Below are 15,885 nucleotides of genomic sequence, written 5' to 3'. Positions count from 1 at the left end.
AGCCCTATTGTCTACCAGATGGTAGAGAGCCCGCTATCGTCGGGCCCCGTGCGCACCGCCGACCGGGTCCTCGACGCTGCCGCGCAGTCGTTCGGGACACGCGGCTATGACGCTACCTCACTCGACGCGCTCGCCACCGAGCTGGGGATCCGCAAGCAGACCATCCTGTACTGGTACCCATCCAAGGAGGTGCTCCTCGAGGCGGTCATCGACCGCTCGGCCGCCGAGCTGTCCGGTGCACTCGAGTCGGCGCTGTCGCGGGCGGGGCCGGGGTGGAACCGGGTCGAGTCCGTGGTGCGGGCGGTGTTTCGCATCGCCCTTCGGCGTCCGGCCCTGCTCGGCCTGCTGCGGGAGGTCAGCCGATTGGGCCCGCCGTGGTCGGTTCGCCTCACCGAGGCCCTCGACCCGCTGGTGCAGCGGGCCCGGGAGTTCCTCGAGGCCGAGATGGGCGCCGGCACCATGCGCACGACCGACCCGCGGCTGGTGCTGCTGTCGGCCTACTCGACGGTGATCGGCGTGGCCACCGAGGTCGAGGTGCAACGGGCGCTGGGTGTCGATCCCTCGCTGCGGGCGATGGTCGTTCGTCGCCGCGAGCTGCTGGCCTTCTTGCGGTCCGCCCTCGCCCCCGCCTGACGTCGCCCCCGCCTGACAGTGCATCGCCGCGGCTCGCATCGCGAGTGCGCGGCCTCGTCCCGCGACACAACATCCCGTTGGGCAGGACGGATCCGCGCAATCGCTGGCGGAGACCGCTCGAGGGGTCCGCTCTGGGAGGAGGCGAGCCGCCTACGGTGGCGGCCATGGACCGCCCTGCACCCGTCGCCTGCCGCGATCCGCGCGGCACCTTCCCTCAATGCCCCAACTGCGACTCGGTCGACGGGTGGCAGCCCGAGCACGCTCACTTCCGGTGTGTGCGATGTGGGTTCCGCGACTCCTGTTGCGACTGAGGCCGGCCCTACCCTTGACCCATCGCGCGATCCCACTACGAGGTGCTGGGCGTCGACCCCGAGGCGGGGATCGACCAGATCAGGCTCCGCTACCGCGCCCTGGCTCGCGAGCTGCACCCGGACCATCGGCACGGGGACCCGGCCCGCTCCGCTGACCGGCGATCGGCGGAGATGGCGAGGGTGAACGAGGCGTGGGCGGTGCTCAGCGACCCCGATCGCAGGGCAGCCCACGATCGGGAGCTGGCCGGTCGATCGCGCCAGGGGTACGCGAGTCCGGCCACGTCATACGGTGCGGAGCGCCCGCCCCCGCTGCATCAGCACCCGCCTCCGATCGGGTGCCTGGCTTCGGTCGCAGGGATCGTCCCGTGGATCGCGCTGCTGGTGGTGCTGGCAGCGATCTTCGTGTTCACCGCCTATGCCGGCTCGGGCCGCGACGACGGCGACGGGACCGGGGGCGACGCGCCGATGGTGACGGTGCGGGACCTGCGGGGTTCGTGCATCCAGCAGGCGGGCGGTGCCACCATCGTCGTGGACTGCTTCACGGTGCCGCACGAGGGCGTGATCGTGGCCCAGGCCTCAACCGGCGCCGCCTGCCCCGACGGGACGGTCGAATGGCTCATTCGTCACCAGGAGGTGCTGGCCTGCACCGAACCCGGCACCGAGGTACGGGCAACGCCGTGACCGTCGCCCGGGGGTGCTGGCCCGCCGCCGGCGGGCGCACCGGGGAGGGAGGCCCTACCCTGCGGCGTCATGGACTTCCGACGTGAGACCGTTGCCGAGCTCGCCACCCAGGTGCAGTCACGCGAGGTGTCCGCCCGCGAGCTGGTGAGCCACGCCCTCGAGCGCATCGAGGCCCTCAACCCCGAGCTCGGAGCGTTCTGTGCGGTGGACGACGAGCGGGCCCTGGCCGACGCGGCTCGGCTCGACGAGTGGATCGTGTCGGGCGAGCAGGTGGGTCCACTGGCGGGCATCCCGATCGGGGTGAAGGACCTCGAGCACGCGGCGGGGTTCGTCACCACCTTCGGGTCTGGTGTCCACGCCCACGATCCGCCGGCGGTCGAGGACTCGTTGCTGGTCGCTCGGTTGCGGGCCGCCGGTGCGGTGGTGGTCGGCAAGACCAACACTCCTGAGCACGGGTTCGCGGGGATCACCGACAACCTGACGTTCGGCCCGACCCGCAATCCCTGGGACCCGGCCCGCAACGCGGGTGGGTCCTCGGGCGGGTCCGCGGCCGCGATCGCGAGCGGAATGGTGCCCCTGGCCACCGGCTCCGATGCCGGTGGCTCGATCCGGATCCCCTCGGCGCTGTGCGGGCTGAGTGGCATCAAGACCTCACAGGGTCGTGTCCCCAACGGTGGCCCGACACCGCCTGCGGCCACGGTGCTGAGCTCCCGTGGACCGATGACCCGCACCATCCGCGACGCCGTCCTGGCCCTCGATGCCTGCGTCGGTCCCGACCACACCGACCTGTTCAGCTTCCCCGGGTTGCACGATCCCTGGCATCCCCAGCTCGAGGAGGTCGAACGTCCCGAGCGGGTGGTGTTCTCGCGGACGCTCGGGTTCGCGTCGGTCGATGACGAGGTGGCGGGTGCGGTCGAGGCTGCGGTGCAGGAGCTCGCCGAGGCGGGCACCGAGGTCATCGAGCTCGAGGAGATCTTCGACGAGGATCCCACGCTGCACTGGTTCCAGCTGTGGTGTGCCGCCCGTGCCCGATCCCAGGGTCACCTCCGTGGCACCCCGCAATGGGATCTGATCGATCCCCAACTGCGATCGCTGATCGACTACGGGGAGCGCCTCACCGCGGTCGACGTCGTCCGGGCGATCGATGCCTGCCACCTGGTCAACCACCGCCTCGAGACCGTGGCCTTCCCCCACGCCCCGGTGCTGCTCTGTCCCACCGTGGCGGGCCAGGCACCGGTGATCGACCACCAGGGGACGGTGAACGGCGAGGAGACCGCCGGCTGGGTCACCTTCACCCCGTTCGTGAACCTGTCCCGCAACCCTGCCGGCACGGTGAACTGCGGGTTCACCCGCGGCGGGCTGCCGATCGGGCTCCAGGTGATCGGCCGCCAGCGCGAGGACCTCACCGTGCTGCAGGCCCTGGCCTCGATCGAGGACCTCCTGGCGATGGACCAGCTCGCACCCATCGGGTGACCGTCCGACCGCTTCGGCATCGGAGGGGTAGGGTCAGCCACCAGCGCCGCAGGAGGGGATCCATGGACACGCGCCAGATCGGACAGCTCGAGGTGTCGGTGATCGGCCTCGGCTGCAACAACTTCGGGATGCGCATCGGCCAGGACGACACCACCGCGGTGGTGGACGCCGCCCTCGACGCCGGGATCACCTACTTCGACACCGCCGACGTCTATGGCGACACCCGGTCCGAGGAGCTGCTCGGGATCGCCCTCGGCAACCGCCGCGACGAGGTGGTCATCGCCACCAAGTTCGGCGCCATGGGGAGCCCCGACGGGTTGTTGTCGGGCGGCCATCCCGACTGGATGGCCCAGGCGGTCGAGAACTCGCTCGGGCGGCTGGGCACCGACCGGATCGACCACTACCAGTACCACCGTCCCGACCCCGATGTGCCCCTGGCCGAGACCATGGGGGCGCTCAACGAGCTGGTGGTCCAGGGCAAGGTGGTCGAGATCGGTTGTTCGAACTTCGATGCGTCCCAGCTCGACCAGAGCGCCAGCATCGCTGCCAACGAGGGATGGGCCAGCTTCGCTTCGGTGCAGAACCGCTTCAGCGTGCTGCATCGCGAGCCCGAGGTCGGCGTCATCGACGCCTGTCGCCGCCACGACATCGCGCTCGTGCCCTACTTCCCGCTCGAGTCCGGACTGCTCACCGGCAAGGTGTCGGCAACGGGCGACGCGCCCGACGACAGCCGGCTGGCGATGATGCCGGCCGACCGGCGCGAGCGGTTCCTCAACGACAAGCGTCTCGAGGCGGTCGAACGGCTGCGTGCCTACGCGGCCGACCACGATCGGTCCTTGCTCGAGCTGGCGATCGGATGGTTGCTGTCCGAGGAGGTCGTCGCGTCGGTCATCGCCGGAGCCACCAAGCCCGAACAGGTCAACAGCAACGCGGCCGCCGGATCGTGGCGTCTCACCCCGGAGCAGCGGACCGAGGTGGCGGCGCTCGCCGGGTGACCCGGTTCGGTCGCGCCCGCCGCTCGCGCTAGAGTCAGTGCCTCGCACGGGCGATTAGCTCAGTGGGAGAGCGCTGCCTTCACACGGCAGAGGCCAGTGGTTCGAAACCACTATCGCCCACCACGACGGCGCATGGAGAGGGTGCGAGCTGCACCCTCCCGGCGTCGCGTTCAACGTCGGATGTGCAGCCCCATCAGACCCGCGAGCACCGCCTGGGGCACCTGGTTCGACAGTCCTGCAGCGCGGCCGGCGGCGACCGCTGCACGGATGTGACGTGAGGCGATGTGGCCGAGGCCCGCTGCGGGCGCAACCATCACGGTCTCGACGTCGGCGAGGCGCTCGTCGGCGGCCGTCATCGACAGCTCGTCGGTCCCCTCACCCAGTCCCCTGATCAGCATCTCTGCCCCCAGATCGGTCACGAGGTCGGCGACGAGGCCCTCGAAGGCGATGGCGTCGACGTTGGGGAGGTGATCGACCGAACGAGCGATGAGCACGGCCCGGGTGTCGAGGTCGAGCAGTCCGGTCTTGGTCGGGTTGGCGACCGCAGCCACCACGAGGTGCTCGACGCGGGGTGCGACCTGCTCGACGACGCTGAGGTGTCCGAGGTGGAACGGGTCGAACGACCCCGGGTACAACGCCGTGCTCATGTCCAGACTGTAGAACGGCACCGCCCGAGATGACTCGGGTGACCGGTGCGGTGCCCGTACGATGCACGGCTGTGACCCCGTCGTCCGACGACCAGCGCGATGCCGCGAGCGGCGCGTCCCGACCCCCGGTGCCCTCCGGGTGGGGGAGCGAGCGCGACCAGGACGCGGCCCGGCCACCCGATCCCGACGACCCCCAGCCGGCTGGTCCCGACCCCGACGGCGCGTCCGAGCGCGAGCTCGCCACGGCCCCGCGTCAGTACTTCGTGCCTGCCGATGCCGTTGCTCCCCCCGCGCCTCGGACGGATCCTCCCGCCGCTCCGCCGGATGGGCCCAAGCGGCCGGTTGGGCCCAAGCGGCGTCGCCGACGCATCACCCCGTTGCGGGTCGTCACCATCGCCGGGCTGGGTCTCGTCTCACTGGTGCTGGTGTTCGTGCTCTACGGGGTCTGGCAGTTCCAACGCATGGAGCGGATCGACGTCGCGCACGTGCTGTCGTCGACCGGTGGAAGCGGCACCAACTACCTGATCGTCGGCTCCGACACCCGGGACGGGTTCGATCCCGACGATCCGACGGCCGGAGCGGTGCTCGGTGACGGCACGACGGCCGACACCGCCGAGCGGTCCGACACGATGCTGGTCCTCCGGACGACCGGCGACGGCGCCCGCATGGTCTCGATCCCCCGCGACCTGTGGGTGACCAGGGTCGATGGGAGCCAGGGCCGGATCAACGCCGCCTACCGCGACGGCCCGGCGTCGCTGATCGAGACCGTGCAGGGTCTGGGGATCCCCGTCCACCACTACGTCGAGGTCGACTTCGTGACCTTTGCCGGGATGGTCGACGCCGTCGGTGGGGTCACCATCGAGATCCCCCACCCGGCCCGGGACCCCAACTCGGGGTTCGACCAGCCCGAGGCGGGTGAGGTCGTCCTCGATGGCAGCCAGGCGCTGGCCTATGTCCGATCACGTCGATACACCGAGCTGATCGACGGGGCCTGGCGCGTCGACCCGACCGCCGACCTGGGGCGGGTGCAGCGTCAGCAGCGCTTCCTCCGCGCCGTGATGAGCGACGTCGGCTCCACCCGCAACCCCGTCGAGCTCATGCGGGTGAGCAGCGCCGTGGCGGGGGGTCTGCGGATCGACGACCGCATGGGCCTGTTCGACGCGCTGGGCTTCGCCCGTCGGATGCGCGGGCTCGAGCCCGAGTCGGTCGAGCTCCCCGTCTACGGCTACACCACCAGCAGGGGCGCATCGGTGCTGGGACTGGTCCAGCCCGAGGCCGAGGCGGTCATCGCCGGGTTCCGCCGGTGAGCAGCGAGCTGATCGACGTCTACGACGAGGCGGGCCGCCACCGAGGCGTCCTCGACCGGGCGACCGCCCACGCCGAGGGATGGTGGCACCGTGTGTTCCATCTGCTCATCATCGCTCCCCGGCCGGAGGGGCCGGCGGCGATCCTGCAACGGAGGGCACACGACAAGGTGACCTTCCCCGGGCTGTTCGATCTGAGCGCGACCGGGCACCTGGAGGCCGGCGAATCTCCGGTGGAGGGGCTCCGGGAATTGCATGAGGAGCTGGGTGTGGAGATCGATGCGTCGGCGCTGGTGAGCCTCGGGGTGCGCCGGATGGTCGACCACACACCCGAGGGTCTCAACCGCGAGCTGTGCCACGTGCACCTCGCCGTCGATGACCGGCCGGTGACCGAGTACGCACCCGATCGGGCCGAGGTCGCGTCGGTGGCCGAGCTCCGCATCGCCGACGGGGTGGAGCTGTTCGCGGGAAGGCGTGTGACAGTGGACCTGATGGAGTTGTCGAGATCCGGTCAGCTGGTTCGCACGGCCGTGTCGGTCGACTCGTTCGTGCCCGAGCCCTCCTCGACTGGTGCTGGCGACGGCAGCGGGTCCGGGTACTGGGCCACGGTGCTCGGCCTGGCCCAGCGGTGCGCCGCGGGCGAGGTGCACTTGTCGATCTGAGTCGGTCGGGCCACGGCGGGGCTCGCACCGGGTCGTCCCCCTACTGATGGTTCGGATGGCCCTGGTTCGATCGCATCATTGCGCGGACCTGGTGCGGGTGAGTCGTCACGCCACCCCGGTGGCTGCCGATGAAGAGGATGTGAGTGACCCATCGCTCTTCGACTCCCGCCAACTCGAGACCGCGCTGCTCGCGGTCCTCGAGCAGAACCCGGACGCGCTGATCTCGGCGATCAACTCCGAGGGGATCTTCGTGCCCATGCCGCCCGACCTGGGAGGCGCCGGCCACCGCGTGATGCGGTTCCGGTCGGCGATCGACATCGTCGTCCCCGCCGACCGAGTCGTGATCCTCGACGCCTGGGAGCGGGTCCGCAAGGTCGGCGCGGCGCGTGGCCAGGTCCATCTGGCGGGTACGCCCGACGAGACCGTGACGATCCAGTTCTTCGACGTACGCGAACGCTGGGGCGTGTTCATGTGCGTGGTGCTGGCCCCGAAGGGGACCGAGGTCATGGAGGCGATCGCCGAGGCGCCGCCGCTGGTGCCCCGTGTCACCTGGACCCGCAAGTCCGAGGCGGCCGAGTTCATCGAGGTCGACCCCGACATCACCAAGATCCTGGGATGGGAGCCCGAGGAGCTCGTCGGCAAGCGGGGGCTCGACGTGATCCACCCCGACGACCAGGACCGGGCGATCGAGAACTGGATGTCGATGCTCGCCTCGACCGGCGACGGTCAGCGCACGCGCCTGCGCCACCTCCGCAAGGACGGCTCCTACGTCTGGATGGAGTTCCTCAACACCAACCGGCTCGACGAACCCGATCACCACGACGTGTACGGCCAGATGATCGACATCTCCGACGAGATGGCGGCTCACGAGGCGTTGCGTGCCCGTGAGCAGCTGCTCAACCGCCTGGCCGAGGCGCTCCCCACCGGGCTGTTGCACATCAATGCGCCACGCCAGGTGCTCTACACCAACGAGCGCTTGCACGAGATCCTCGGCGTGGACGCGGCATCGACCATCGAGGACCAGTTCCGGACCGTGGCACGACCCGACTGGGATGACCTCCGCATCGCCATCGACGACGCCCTCGAGGGGACCGACGGCGAGATCGAGGTGAGCCTGCGCCTGCCCGGCACCGGCGAGTCCCGCCTGTGCCACGTCAGCCTGCGGTCCCTCACCGAAGACGACGGGACCGTCAACGCCGCCATCCTCACGATCGCGGATGTGACCGAGAGCGTCCGTCTGCGCACCCAGCTGGAGGAGCGGGCCACCTACGACGCGCTCACCCGCTGCTACAACCGCTCGTCGGTGATGCGCATCCTCGAGGAGACCATCGTCGGTCCGGGCGAGCGGATCGGCGTGGTGTTCATCGACCTGGACCGTTTCAAGGCGATCAACGACGAGCTCGGTCACGCCGCGGGCGACGAGCTGTTGGTCATCGCCGCCGACCGGATCCGCAGCGCGGTGCGGGGCGACGACCTGGTGGGACGCATCGGCGGGGACGAGTTCCTCGTCGTGTGCCCCAGCGTCTCGAACCCCGAGGAGGTGGTCGAGATCGCCGACCGGGTGGCTGCGGTCGTGAGGCGAGAGGTCACCCTGAAGGGCAGGACCGTCGATCTGCGAGCCAGCGTCGGCGTCGCCTGGTCGGGCCACGACGCCATCGACGCCGATGAGATCGTCGCCCGGGCCGACGCGGCCATGTACGAGTCGAAGCGCCGGGGCATCGGACACCCGGTGGTGTTCGCTTCAGCGCTACGGCGCACCGAGAACATCCACCTCGACGACGAGCGGGCCCTGCACCATGCGCTGGAACGGGGCGACCTTGCGGTCCACTTCCAGCCGATCGTGGAGTTGGCCTCGGGGCGCCCAGTCGGCTTCGAGAGCCTGGTGCGGTGGACACGTGGCTCGCGAGGGCTCCCGGCTGCGGAGTTCATCGACATGGCGGAACAGACGGGCTTGATCCACGACCTTGGTACCCATGTGCGGGCCGAGGTCGTGCGCGGCGCCGTTCAGACCCGAGAGGCGACCGGTCGTGATCGTCTGTGGTTTCTCAACCTGTCCACCCACGAGCTGGCGATGCCCGGCATCGTGGATTCGGTGCTCGACCTGATCGAGTCGAGCGGACTCTCCCCGAGCTCGCTGGTGGTCGAGTTCAACGGGACCCAGGTCGACGACGATGTCGAGACCGTCGGCCGCACCGCCCAGGCCCTCCACCACGCGGGGGTGGGGCTGGCGCTGGACGATTTCGGGGCGAGGGGCTCGTCGCTCGATCTGTTGCGGGACCTGCCGCTGAGCTGGGTGAAGACCTGCCCGACCTTCACCGCGACCATGACCTTCGACTCCACCTCGGCCCGCATCGTCGAGCACCTGTTGGCACTGACCGATCAGCTGGGCATCAACGCCGTGGTGAAGGGGGTCGAGACGCCGCAACAGCACGAGTTGCTGTTGCAGCTGGGCGCCCGATTCGGGCAGGGACACCTGTTCGCCGTCGCCGGGCCGTTGCCGGAGATCCTTCGCGACGTGCTCGACACCTGACCGCCGGCAGGGACCGGCAGCAGGTGCGGTCAGCGGTCCCGGCTGAACCCGATCAGGTTCATGGCCTCGGCCCGGGTGGCCTGATCCTCGCGGAACAGGCCGCGGACCGCGGAGGTGACCGTCACCGAGCCGGGCTTGCGGATGCCGCGCATCGTCATGCAGAGATGCTCGGCCTCGACCACGACCAGGGTGCCGCGTGGTGCCAACCGCTCCATGAGGCAGTCGGCCACCTGGGAGGTCAGCCGCTCCTGGACCTGCGGACGGCGGGCGAACCCGTCGACCAGGCGAGCCAGCTTGGACAGCCCGGTGATGCGACCGTCGTCGCCGGGCACATAGGCGACGTGGGCCCTGCCGATGAAGGGTATGAGGTGGTGCTCGCAGATCGAGGAGAAGCTGATGTCGCGGACCATGATCATCTCGTCGTGGTCGGCCTCGAACATGACCTCGAGGTGCCGGGACGGATCGTCGTGGATGCCCGACAGGATCTCGGCGTACATCTCCGCGACCCGGTCCGGCGTGCGGATCAGCCCGTCGCGGTCGGGGTCCTCGCCGACGGCGAGCAGCAGCTCGCGGACCGCCGCGGCGACGCGTGGCCGGTCGATCGGGTCGGATCCGTTCGGGCTCGTCGGGCTGCGAAGGGGCCCCGCTGTTGTGGGGCGCCCAGATGGTGTCGATGTGCCGGTCACGGCGTTTCCTCCTGTGGGCATCGACGGTATCTCCCCGACAGCCGCGAAGCGATATCGTCGACCCATGACCGAGACTCCACATCTGACCCGGGTCGGCGGCGACGATCCGCACGATTTCCTGGTGCTCGACGATCTGCTCGCCGACGAGGAGCGCCAGATCCGCGACACCGTGCGCCAGTTCGTCGCCGACCGGATCCTGCCCGCGGTGGGCGAGTGGTACGACCAGGGGACCTTCCCCGCCCGCGAGCTGGCTCCGGTCATGGGCGAGCTCGGGCTGTTGGGGATGCACCTGCAGGGCTACGGCTGCGCAGGTACCAACGCCGTGTCCTACGGCTTGGCGTGCCTCGAGCTCGAAGCCGGAGACAGCGGGCTGCGCAGCTTCGTGTCGGTGCAGGGGTCGCTGGCCATGTTCCCCATCTGGGCCTACGGCTCCGACGAGCAGAAGCAGACCTGGCTGCCCCGCATGGCCTCGGGCGAGGCCATCGGGTGCTTCGGGCTCACCGAGCCGGACTCGGGTAGCGACCCCGCGAGCATGCGCACCCACGCCAAACAGGACGCCGGTGGCGACTGGATCCTCAACGGCTCGAAGATGTGGATCACCAACGGCAGCATCGCCGACGTGGCGGTCGTGTGGGCCCGCACCGACGATGGGGTTCGTGGGTTCGTGGTCCCGACCGACACCCCGGGGTTCAGCGCCAACGACATCCACCTCAAGGCGTCACTGAGGGCATCGGTCACCTCCGAGCTGGTGTTCGACGATCTGCGTCTGCCCGCCGACGCCGTCCTGCCCGGGGTCGCGGGCATGAAGGGCCCGCTGTCGTGTTTGAACGAGGCGCGGTTCGGCATCCTCTTCGGTGCCGCCGGTTCGGCGCGGGCCTGCTACGAGGCCGCTCTGGAGTACTCGAAGGAGCGGATCCAGTTCGGGACGCCGATCGCGGGGTTCCAGCTCACCCAGCGCAAGCTGGTCGAGATGATGGTGGCGGTCAACCGTTCCACGCTGGTGGCGATCCACCTCGGGCGCCTCAAGGACCAGGGCCTGCTCACCTCGGCCCAGGTGAGCTTCGGCAAGATGGACAACGTGCGCCAGGCGCTCGAGATCGCCCGTGAAGCGCGCAGCGTGCTGGGCGCCAACGGCATCACGCTCGAGTACCCGGTCATCCGCCACATGAACAACCTCGAGTCGGTCTACACCTACGAGGGCACCAACGAGATCCACACCCTCGTGCTCGGCCAGGCCATCACCGGCATCGCCGCGTTCAGCTAGCCAGCCGCTACACTCACCATCACCACGGGAGCCCGAAGCGTCGGGCTGAGAGGGAGGTCAAGGCCTCCGACCGTCTGAACCTGAACCGGGTCATGCCGGCGCAGGGAGGCACTCAGTTCACGTTCCGTCGTTCCCTGTCACCCGACCGACTGGACCACGACGTGAGCAGACCCGCAGTTGCCGATGGCGCCGGCGTGCGCAGGGCACTGATCGTGCTCGGAGGCGACGCCGTCGCCATCGAGCACGCCGCGGGCATCCCCGCCCACGATGTGGTCATCGCCGCCGACTCCGGTGTCGACCAGGCCCACCGGTTGGGACTGGTGGTCGATCTCGCCATCGGCGACTTCGACTCGGTCACCGCCGACGGTCTCGAGCGGGCGGAACGACAGGGGGCGCAGGTCCATCGTCATCCCATCGCCAAGGACGCCACCGACTTCGAGCTGGCGCTCGACGCGGCACGTTCGCTCGGCGCCTCGAGCGCGGCGGTGATCGGCGGCGGAGGTGGTCGCCTCGACCACCTGCTCGCCAACGCCTTGGTGATGGCCTCACCCAGGTACCAGTCGCTCGATCTGGTGGCCTATGACGCCCTGGCCCGGCTCCACGTGGTTCGCCGGCACGCTCGCATCCGCGGCGAACCCGGCGAGACCGTGACGCTGCTGGCGGTGAACGGTCCGGCGACGGGCATCACCACCACGGGACTGCTCTACCCGTTGGCCGGCGAGCAGCTCGATCCGGGCTCCAGCCGAGGTGTGAGCAACGCGCTCGTCGACCCCGAGGCCGAGATCACCGTCGAGGCCGGGGTGCTGCTCGCCGTGCTCCCCGGACCCGCCATCAGCGTCGCACCTCCACCCGAACGACCACCAGAAGGAACACCGACGTGACCTCTCCCATCCATCCATCCCCACGGCTGCTTCGCCGGGCCCCGATGCTCGCGCTCGCCCTGCTCGTCGGGGTGCTCGCCGGTTGCACCTCGGACCCCGACCCCGGCGAGGTGGTCCTGGTCTCCCACGACTCGTTCCAGATCAGCGACGAGCTGGTCGCCGAGTTCGAGGACGAGACCGGTCTGACCCTCACCGTCCGGCCCGGAGGCGACGCCGTCGAGGCGCTGAACCAGGCCATCCTCACCGTCGACAACCCCCAGGGCGACGTGTTCTTCGGTGTCGACGACGCCACGCTGTCGCGCGCGCTCGACGCCGACCTGTTCGAGCCTCATGAGGCGGAGGGGCTCGACCGCGTGCCCGCGGAGCTGCGGCTCGACGACGAGCACCGGGTCACCCCGATCGACCACGGTCCGGTGTGTGTCAACTACGACGCCGAGTGGTTCGAGTCCGAGGGCCTCGAGGTCCCCACCTCGCTCGACGACCTGACCGACCCGGCCTACGAGGGACTGTTCGTCACCCAGAACCCGGCATCGTCAACCCCTGGCCTCAAGTTCCTGACCGCCACCATCGCCGAGTACGGAGAGGACGGCTGGCTCGACTACTGGGCCGCGCTTCGCGACAACGGGGTCGAGGTCACCGACGGGTGGACCGACGCCTACTACAGCTGGTTCTCGGGACCCTCGAGCGAGGGCGACCGGCCACTGGTCAACTCCTATGGCACCAGCCCACCCTTCGAGGTCCCCGACGAGGATCCGCTGCCCGAACAAGGTCCGACCGGCACCATCGAATCGACCTGCACCCGCCAGATCGAGTTCGCCGGCGTGCTGGCCAACGCCGAGAACCCCGACGGCGGCGGTGAGCTGATCGACTTTCTCCTGAGCGACGAGTTCCAGGCCGAGATCCCGCTGTCGATGTTCGTGTTCCCCGCGGTCGACACCGTGGAGCTTCCCGAGCTGTTCGACCGCTACGCCACCTCCCCGTCCGATCCCTACCAGCTCGATCCCGAGCTGATCGAGGCCGAGCGCGAGGAGTGGATCCGGGAGTGGACCGACGTGGTGCTGCGCTGAACGGGTCGCCGCGACTCAGGACGCGGGCACCGCGGCTCGGGACCGCCGCCAGTCTCAGCCTGGCGGCGGTCCCCGCCGCGTTCCTCGCCATCTTCTTCGTCGTGCCCGTCGCCTCGATCGTCACCATGGGTCTACGGCCCGGGGGTCGGTGGGAGCTCGGCGTCGTCGCCGACGTGCTGGGCGATCCCGCCCTCCGGGGCGTGGTGTGGTTCACCCTCTGGCAGGCGGTGGTGTCGACGGTGTTGACCCTGGTGGTGGCGCTCCCCGTCGCCTACGCGTTGGCGCGCTTCGAGTTCCGGGGGCGTCGGCTGCTGCAGGCCGCCATCATGGTTCCCTTCGTGCTGCCGACCGTGGTGGTGGCCACCGCGTTCCTCGCCCTGCTGGGCCCGGGCGGTCCGGTCAGTGGCCCCGTCGGGAACCTGTTCGGCTCGGCGCCGATGGACCTGCGCGCTTCGTTGGCGGCCATCTTCATCGCCCACGTGTTCTTCAACGTGTCGGTGGTGGTGCGGGTGGTCGGTGGCTTGCTCGAACAGCTCGATCCCCATCTCGAGGATGCTGCTGCCAGCCTCGGGGCGGGTCGGGTGCGCAGTGCCATCGAGGTCCTGTGGCCACTTGCACGGTCGGCGGTGATGTCCGCCGCGGGCATCGTGTTCCTCTTCACCTTCACCTCGTTCGGGGTGGTGCTGCTGCTCGGTGGACCCCGGTACTCCACGCTCGAGGTCGAGATCCACCGCCAGACCGCCCTGTTGTTGAACCTTCCGGTGGCTGCGGTCCTGGCCCTCATCCAGCTCGCGATCGTGGCAACGCTGCTGGCCTTCGGGGCGCGCCGCCAGCAGGGGGCGGCGGTGCAACAGCCCCTCACCGCACCCAGCGGGGCGGCCCGCCCTCCAGAGGCCGTGTCGCACCGTCTGTTCCTGGCCGCCTCGCTGACGGTCCTCGCGGTGCTGCTCGGTTCGCCGCTGGCGATGCTGGTGAGCCGGTCGCTGCGCACGCCCGACGGGTGGAGCGCCCGCTGGTACGACATGTTGTTCGACCCCGACGCGTCGGTCCTCGGCGTCGCCGGGATCGAGGCCGTGCGCAACTCGCTGCTGTTCGCGGTGATCGCCACCGCGGTGGCGATCACCGTGGGGGGATTGGCGTCGGTCGTGGTGGCCCGCGGCAGGGGAGCGGTGTCGAGAGCGTTCGACGTGGTGTTGCTGCTCCCGCTCGGGGTGTCGGCGGTCACCGTCGGATTCGGGTTCCTCATCTCGCTCGACTCGCCGCCGCTCGACTTTCGAGACTCCCGTCTGCTGGTCCCCATGGCCCAGGCGCTGGTGGCGGTGCCGTTCGTGGTGAGGGTCATCCTGCCGGTGCTGTTGTCGATCGATCAACGGCTGCGCGAGGCCGCCGCCGCCCTCGGTGCGTCGCCGGCCAGGGTGTGGCGTGAGGTCGACCTGCCGCTGGTGGGTCGGGCGCTCGGCGTGGCGGCGGGGTTCGCGTTCGCCATCTCCCTCGGCGAGTTCGGGGCGACCATCTTCCTCGCCCGGGCCGACATGCCGACGGTGCCGGTCGCGATCGTCCGTTTGCTGGGACGACCGGGTGCGGCGAGCATCGGCCAGGCCATGGCCTTGTCGACGATCCTGATGGTGCTGACCACCGCTTCGCTGCTCGCCATCTCGCGTCTGCGCCCGAGGTCGGTCGGGTCGTGAGCCTGCGTGTCGAGTCGGTGAGCGTCGACATCGCGGGAGCCTCCATCCTGTCCGAGGTCGACCTCGAGTTGGCCGACCACGAGGTGGTGGCGGTGCTGGGGCCCAGTGGCAGCGGCAAGACGACGTTGTTGCGGGTGATCGCCGGCCTGGCGGCCCCGAGCAGTGGTCGGGTGGTGGTCGACGGGGTCGACATCACCGGTGTCGCGCCCCACAAGCGCGGGATCGGGCTGATGTTCCAGGACCACGCCCTGTTCCCGCACCGCGACGTCGGCGGCAACGTGGCGTTCGGGTTGCGCATGGCGCACTGGTCCAAGTCCGAGATCTCCACCCGTGTGGCCGAGGTGCTCGATCTGGTGGGTTTGGCCGGGTTCGACCGCCGGGAGATCGACGGGCTCTCCGGCGGTGAGCGCCAGCGCGTGGCGCTGGCTCGTGCGCTGGCTCCCCGACCGTCGGTGCTCCTGCTCGACGAGCCGCTGGGGTCGCTCGACCGCGCGCTCCGGGACCGTCTCCTCGAGGATCTGGCCGGGGTCCTGCGACGCAGCGGAGCGTCGGTTGTGCACGTGACCCACGACCAAGCCGAGGCCTTCGCCACCGGCGACCGCATCGTGGTCATGCGCGAAGGGGAGATCGCCCAGGTCGGTCCGGCCGAAGAGGTGTGGAGGCGCCCGACCGACGCGGCGGTGGCTCGCATCGTCGGGCCCGTCGCGCTCGTTCGCGTGTCGGTGGACGGTGACGGAACGGTGCTGGCCCCGTGGGGGCCGGTGGCGGCCGATCCCGGTGGGGTGACCGGAGCCGGAGAGCTGGTGGTGCGACCCGACACGCTCACCGTTGCCGACGACGGGAACGACGGCATCGACGGCATCGGTGGAGTCGTGGTCGGGCGCACCTTCCGGGGAGACCACCTCCTGGCCCGGGTGGCGATCGACGACTCGGGTGACCCACCGGTCGAGGTCAGCGTGGCCGATCGAGCCGGCGCGGTTCCCGCGGTGGGAGCGCCGATCACGCTGGTCATGGTCGGGCGACCGGTGGTGGTGCCGCCCGCGTCGTGAGCCACCGCACTGCG

General features: G+C 70.1%; 14 protein-coding genes, 1 tRNA gene and 1 riboswitch. Of the genes, 13 read left to right on the top strand and 2 right to left on the bottom strand.

Annotated features, from left to right (window positions below):
- Positions 1-48: 48 nt before the first annotated feature.
- The 5 genes from U5K29_04910 (at position 49) to U5K29_04890 (ending at position 4,216) form a co-directional block, all read left to right on the top strand.
- Positions 49-633 (top strand): TetR/AcrR family transcriptional regulator, encoded by a 585-nt coding sequence (locus tag U5K29_04910; protein MDZ7677869.1) that lies wholly within the window; start codon positions 49-51, stop codon positions 631-633.
- A gap of 353 nt (positions 634-986) precedes the next feature.
- Positions 987-1,625, top strand: coding sequence for a J domain-containing protein (locus U5K29_04905; GenBank protein MDZ7677868.1), 639 nt, complete (start codon positions 987-989; stop codon positions 1,623-1,625).
- A 69-nt stretch (positions 1,626-1,694) separates the two neighbouring features.
- On the top strand, positions 1,695-3,098 hold the full coding sequence (locus U5K29_04900; protein ID MDZ7677867.1) for an amidase: 1,404 nt from the start codon (positions 1,695-1,697) through the stop codon (positions 3,096-3,098).
- Positions 3,099-3,160: 62 nt separating this feature from the next.
- Entirely contained in the window at positions 3,161-4,093 is a 933-nt protein-coding gene (locus U5K29_04895) for an aldo/keto reductase (GenBank protein ID MDZ7677866.1), read from the top strand.
- A gap of 48 nt (positions 4,094-4,141) precedes the next feature.
- Positions 4,142-4,216: transfer RNA gene (locus U5K29_04890), tRNA-Val, on the top strand.
- Positions 4,217-4,263: 47 nt separating this feature from the next.
- On the opposite strand, the gene coaD is transcribed toward U5K29_04890, so the two are convergent.
- On the bottom strand, positions 4,264-4,740 hold the full coding sequence (coaD, locus tag U5K29_04885) for a pantetheine-phosphate adenylyltransferase (protein MDZ7677865.1): 477 nt from the start codon (positions 4,738-4,740) through the stop codon (positions 4,264-4,266).
- A gap of 71 nt (positions 4,741-4,811) precedes the next feature.
- On the opposite strand from coaD, the gene U5K29_04880 reads away from it, so the two are divergent.
- From U5K29_04880 to U5K29_04870, 3 genes are all read left to right on the top strand, one after another.
- Positions 4,812-6,047 (top strand): LCP family protein, encoded by a 1,236-nt coding sequence (locus U5K29_04880; GenBank protein MDZ7677864.1) that lies wholly within the window; start codon positions 4,812-4,814, stop codon positions 6,045-6,047.
- The gene (locus U5K29_04875; GenBank protein ID MDZ7677863.1) at positions 6,044-6,706 is read left to right on the top strand and encodes an NUDIX domain-containing protein; all 663 of its coding nucleotides are present in this window, start codon (positions 6,044-6,046) and stop codon (positions 6,704-6,706) included. The genes U5K29_04880 and U5K29_04875 overlap by 4 nt, the downstream gene beginning before the upstream one ends.
- A 139-nt stretch (positions 6,707-6,845) precedes the next feature.
- Positions 6,846-9,236: an EAL domain-containing protein gene (locus U5K29_04870; protein ID MDZ7677862.1), complete on the top strand. Its 2,391-nt coding sequence runs from the start codon at positions 6,846-6,848 to the stop codon at positions 9,234-9,236.
- A gap of 29 nt (positions 9,237-9,265) precedes the next feature.
- On the opposite strand, the gene folE is transcribed toward U5K29_04870, so the two are convergent.
- Positions 9,266-9,922, bottom strand: a complete 657-nt coding sequence (folE, locus tag U5K29_04865) for a GTP cyclohydrolase I FolE (GenBank protein ID MDZ7677861.1) — start codon at positions 9,920-9,922, stop codon at positions 9,266-9,268.
- 64 nt (positions 9,923-9,986) lie between these two features.
- On the opposite strand from folE, the gene U5K29_04860 reads away from it, so the two are divergent.
- The 5 genes from U5K29_04860 to U5K29_04840 all read left to right on the top strand — a co-directional run bounded on the left by U5K29_04860 (position 9,987) and on the right by U5K29_04840 (position 15,871).
- The gene (locus U5K29_04860; protein MDZ7677860.1) at positions 9,987-11,186 is read left to right on the top strand and encodes an acyl-CoA dehydrogenase family protein; all 1,200 of its coding nucleotides are present in this window, start codon (positions 9,987-9,989) and stop codon (positions 11,184-11,186) included.
- Between the two features lie 14 nt (positions 11,187-11,200).
- A riboswitch (TPP riboswitch) is annotated at positions 11,201-11,310 on the top strand.
- A gap of 37 nt (positions 11,311-11,347) precedes the next feature.
- Positions 11,348-12,067, top strand: a complete 720-nt coding sequence (locus tag U5K29_04855) for a thiamine diphosphokinase (protein ID MDZ7677859.1) — start codon at positions 11,348-11,350, stop codon at positions 12,065-12,067.
- Positions 12,064-13,134, top strand: coding sequence for a thiamine ABC transporter substrate-binding protein (locus U5K29_04850; protein MDZ7677858.1), 1,071 nt, complete (start codon positions 12,064-12,066; stop codon positions 13,132-13,134). The genes U5K29_04855 and U5K29_04850 overlap by 4 nt, the downstream gene beginning before the upstream one ends.
- A complete protein-coding gene (locus U5K29_04845) occupies positions 13,110-14,822 on the top strand; it encodes an iron ABC transporter permease (protein ID MDZ7677857.1) in 1,713 nt (570 codons plus the stop codon). The genes U5K29_04850 and U5K29_04845 overlap by 25 nt, the downstream gene beginning before the upstream one ends.
- Positions 14,819-15,871 (top strand): ABC transporter ATP-binding protein, encoded by a 1,053-nt coding sequence (locus U5K29_04840; GenBank protein MDZ7677856.1) that lies wholly within the window; start codon positions 14,819-14,821, stop codon positions 15,869-15,871. The genes U5K29_04845 and U5K29_04840 overlap by 4 nt, the downstream gene beginning before the upstream one ends.
- The last annotated feature ends 14 nt before the right edge of the window (positions 15,872-15,885 follow it).

Source organism: Acidimicrobiales bacterium, from assembly GCA_034521975.1.
Taxonomy (GTDB): Bacteria; Actinomycetota; Acidimicrobiia; order Acidimicrobiales; family SKKL01; genus SKKL01.
Note: the sequence above shows the minus strand (reverse complement) of the source record. Positions and strands in the feature narration are given on the sequence as shown.

What these genes read in the sequence shown, in the direction of transcription:
- U5K29_04895 (MDZ7677866.1), top strand. Translation starts at nt 3,161, where the DNA reads ATGGACACGCGCCAGATCGGACAGCTCGAGGTGTCGGTGATCGGCCTC.
- U5K29_04900 (MDZ7677867.1), top strand. Translation starts at nt 1,695, where the DNA reads ATGGACTTCCGACGTGAGACCGTTGCCGAGCTCGCCACCCAGGTGCAG.
- coaD (MDZ7677865.1), bottom strand. Translation starts at nt 4,740, where the DNA reads ATGAGCACGGCGTTGTACCCGGGGTCGTTCGACCCGTTCCACCTCGGA.
- U5K29_04860 (MDZ7677860.1), top strand. Translation starts at nt 9,987, where the DNA reads ATGACCGAGACTCCACATCTGACCCGGGTCGGCGGCGACGATCCGCAC.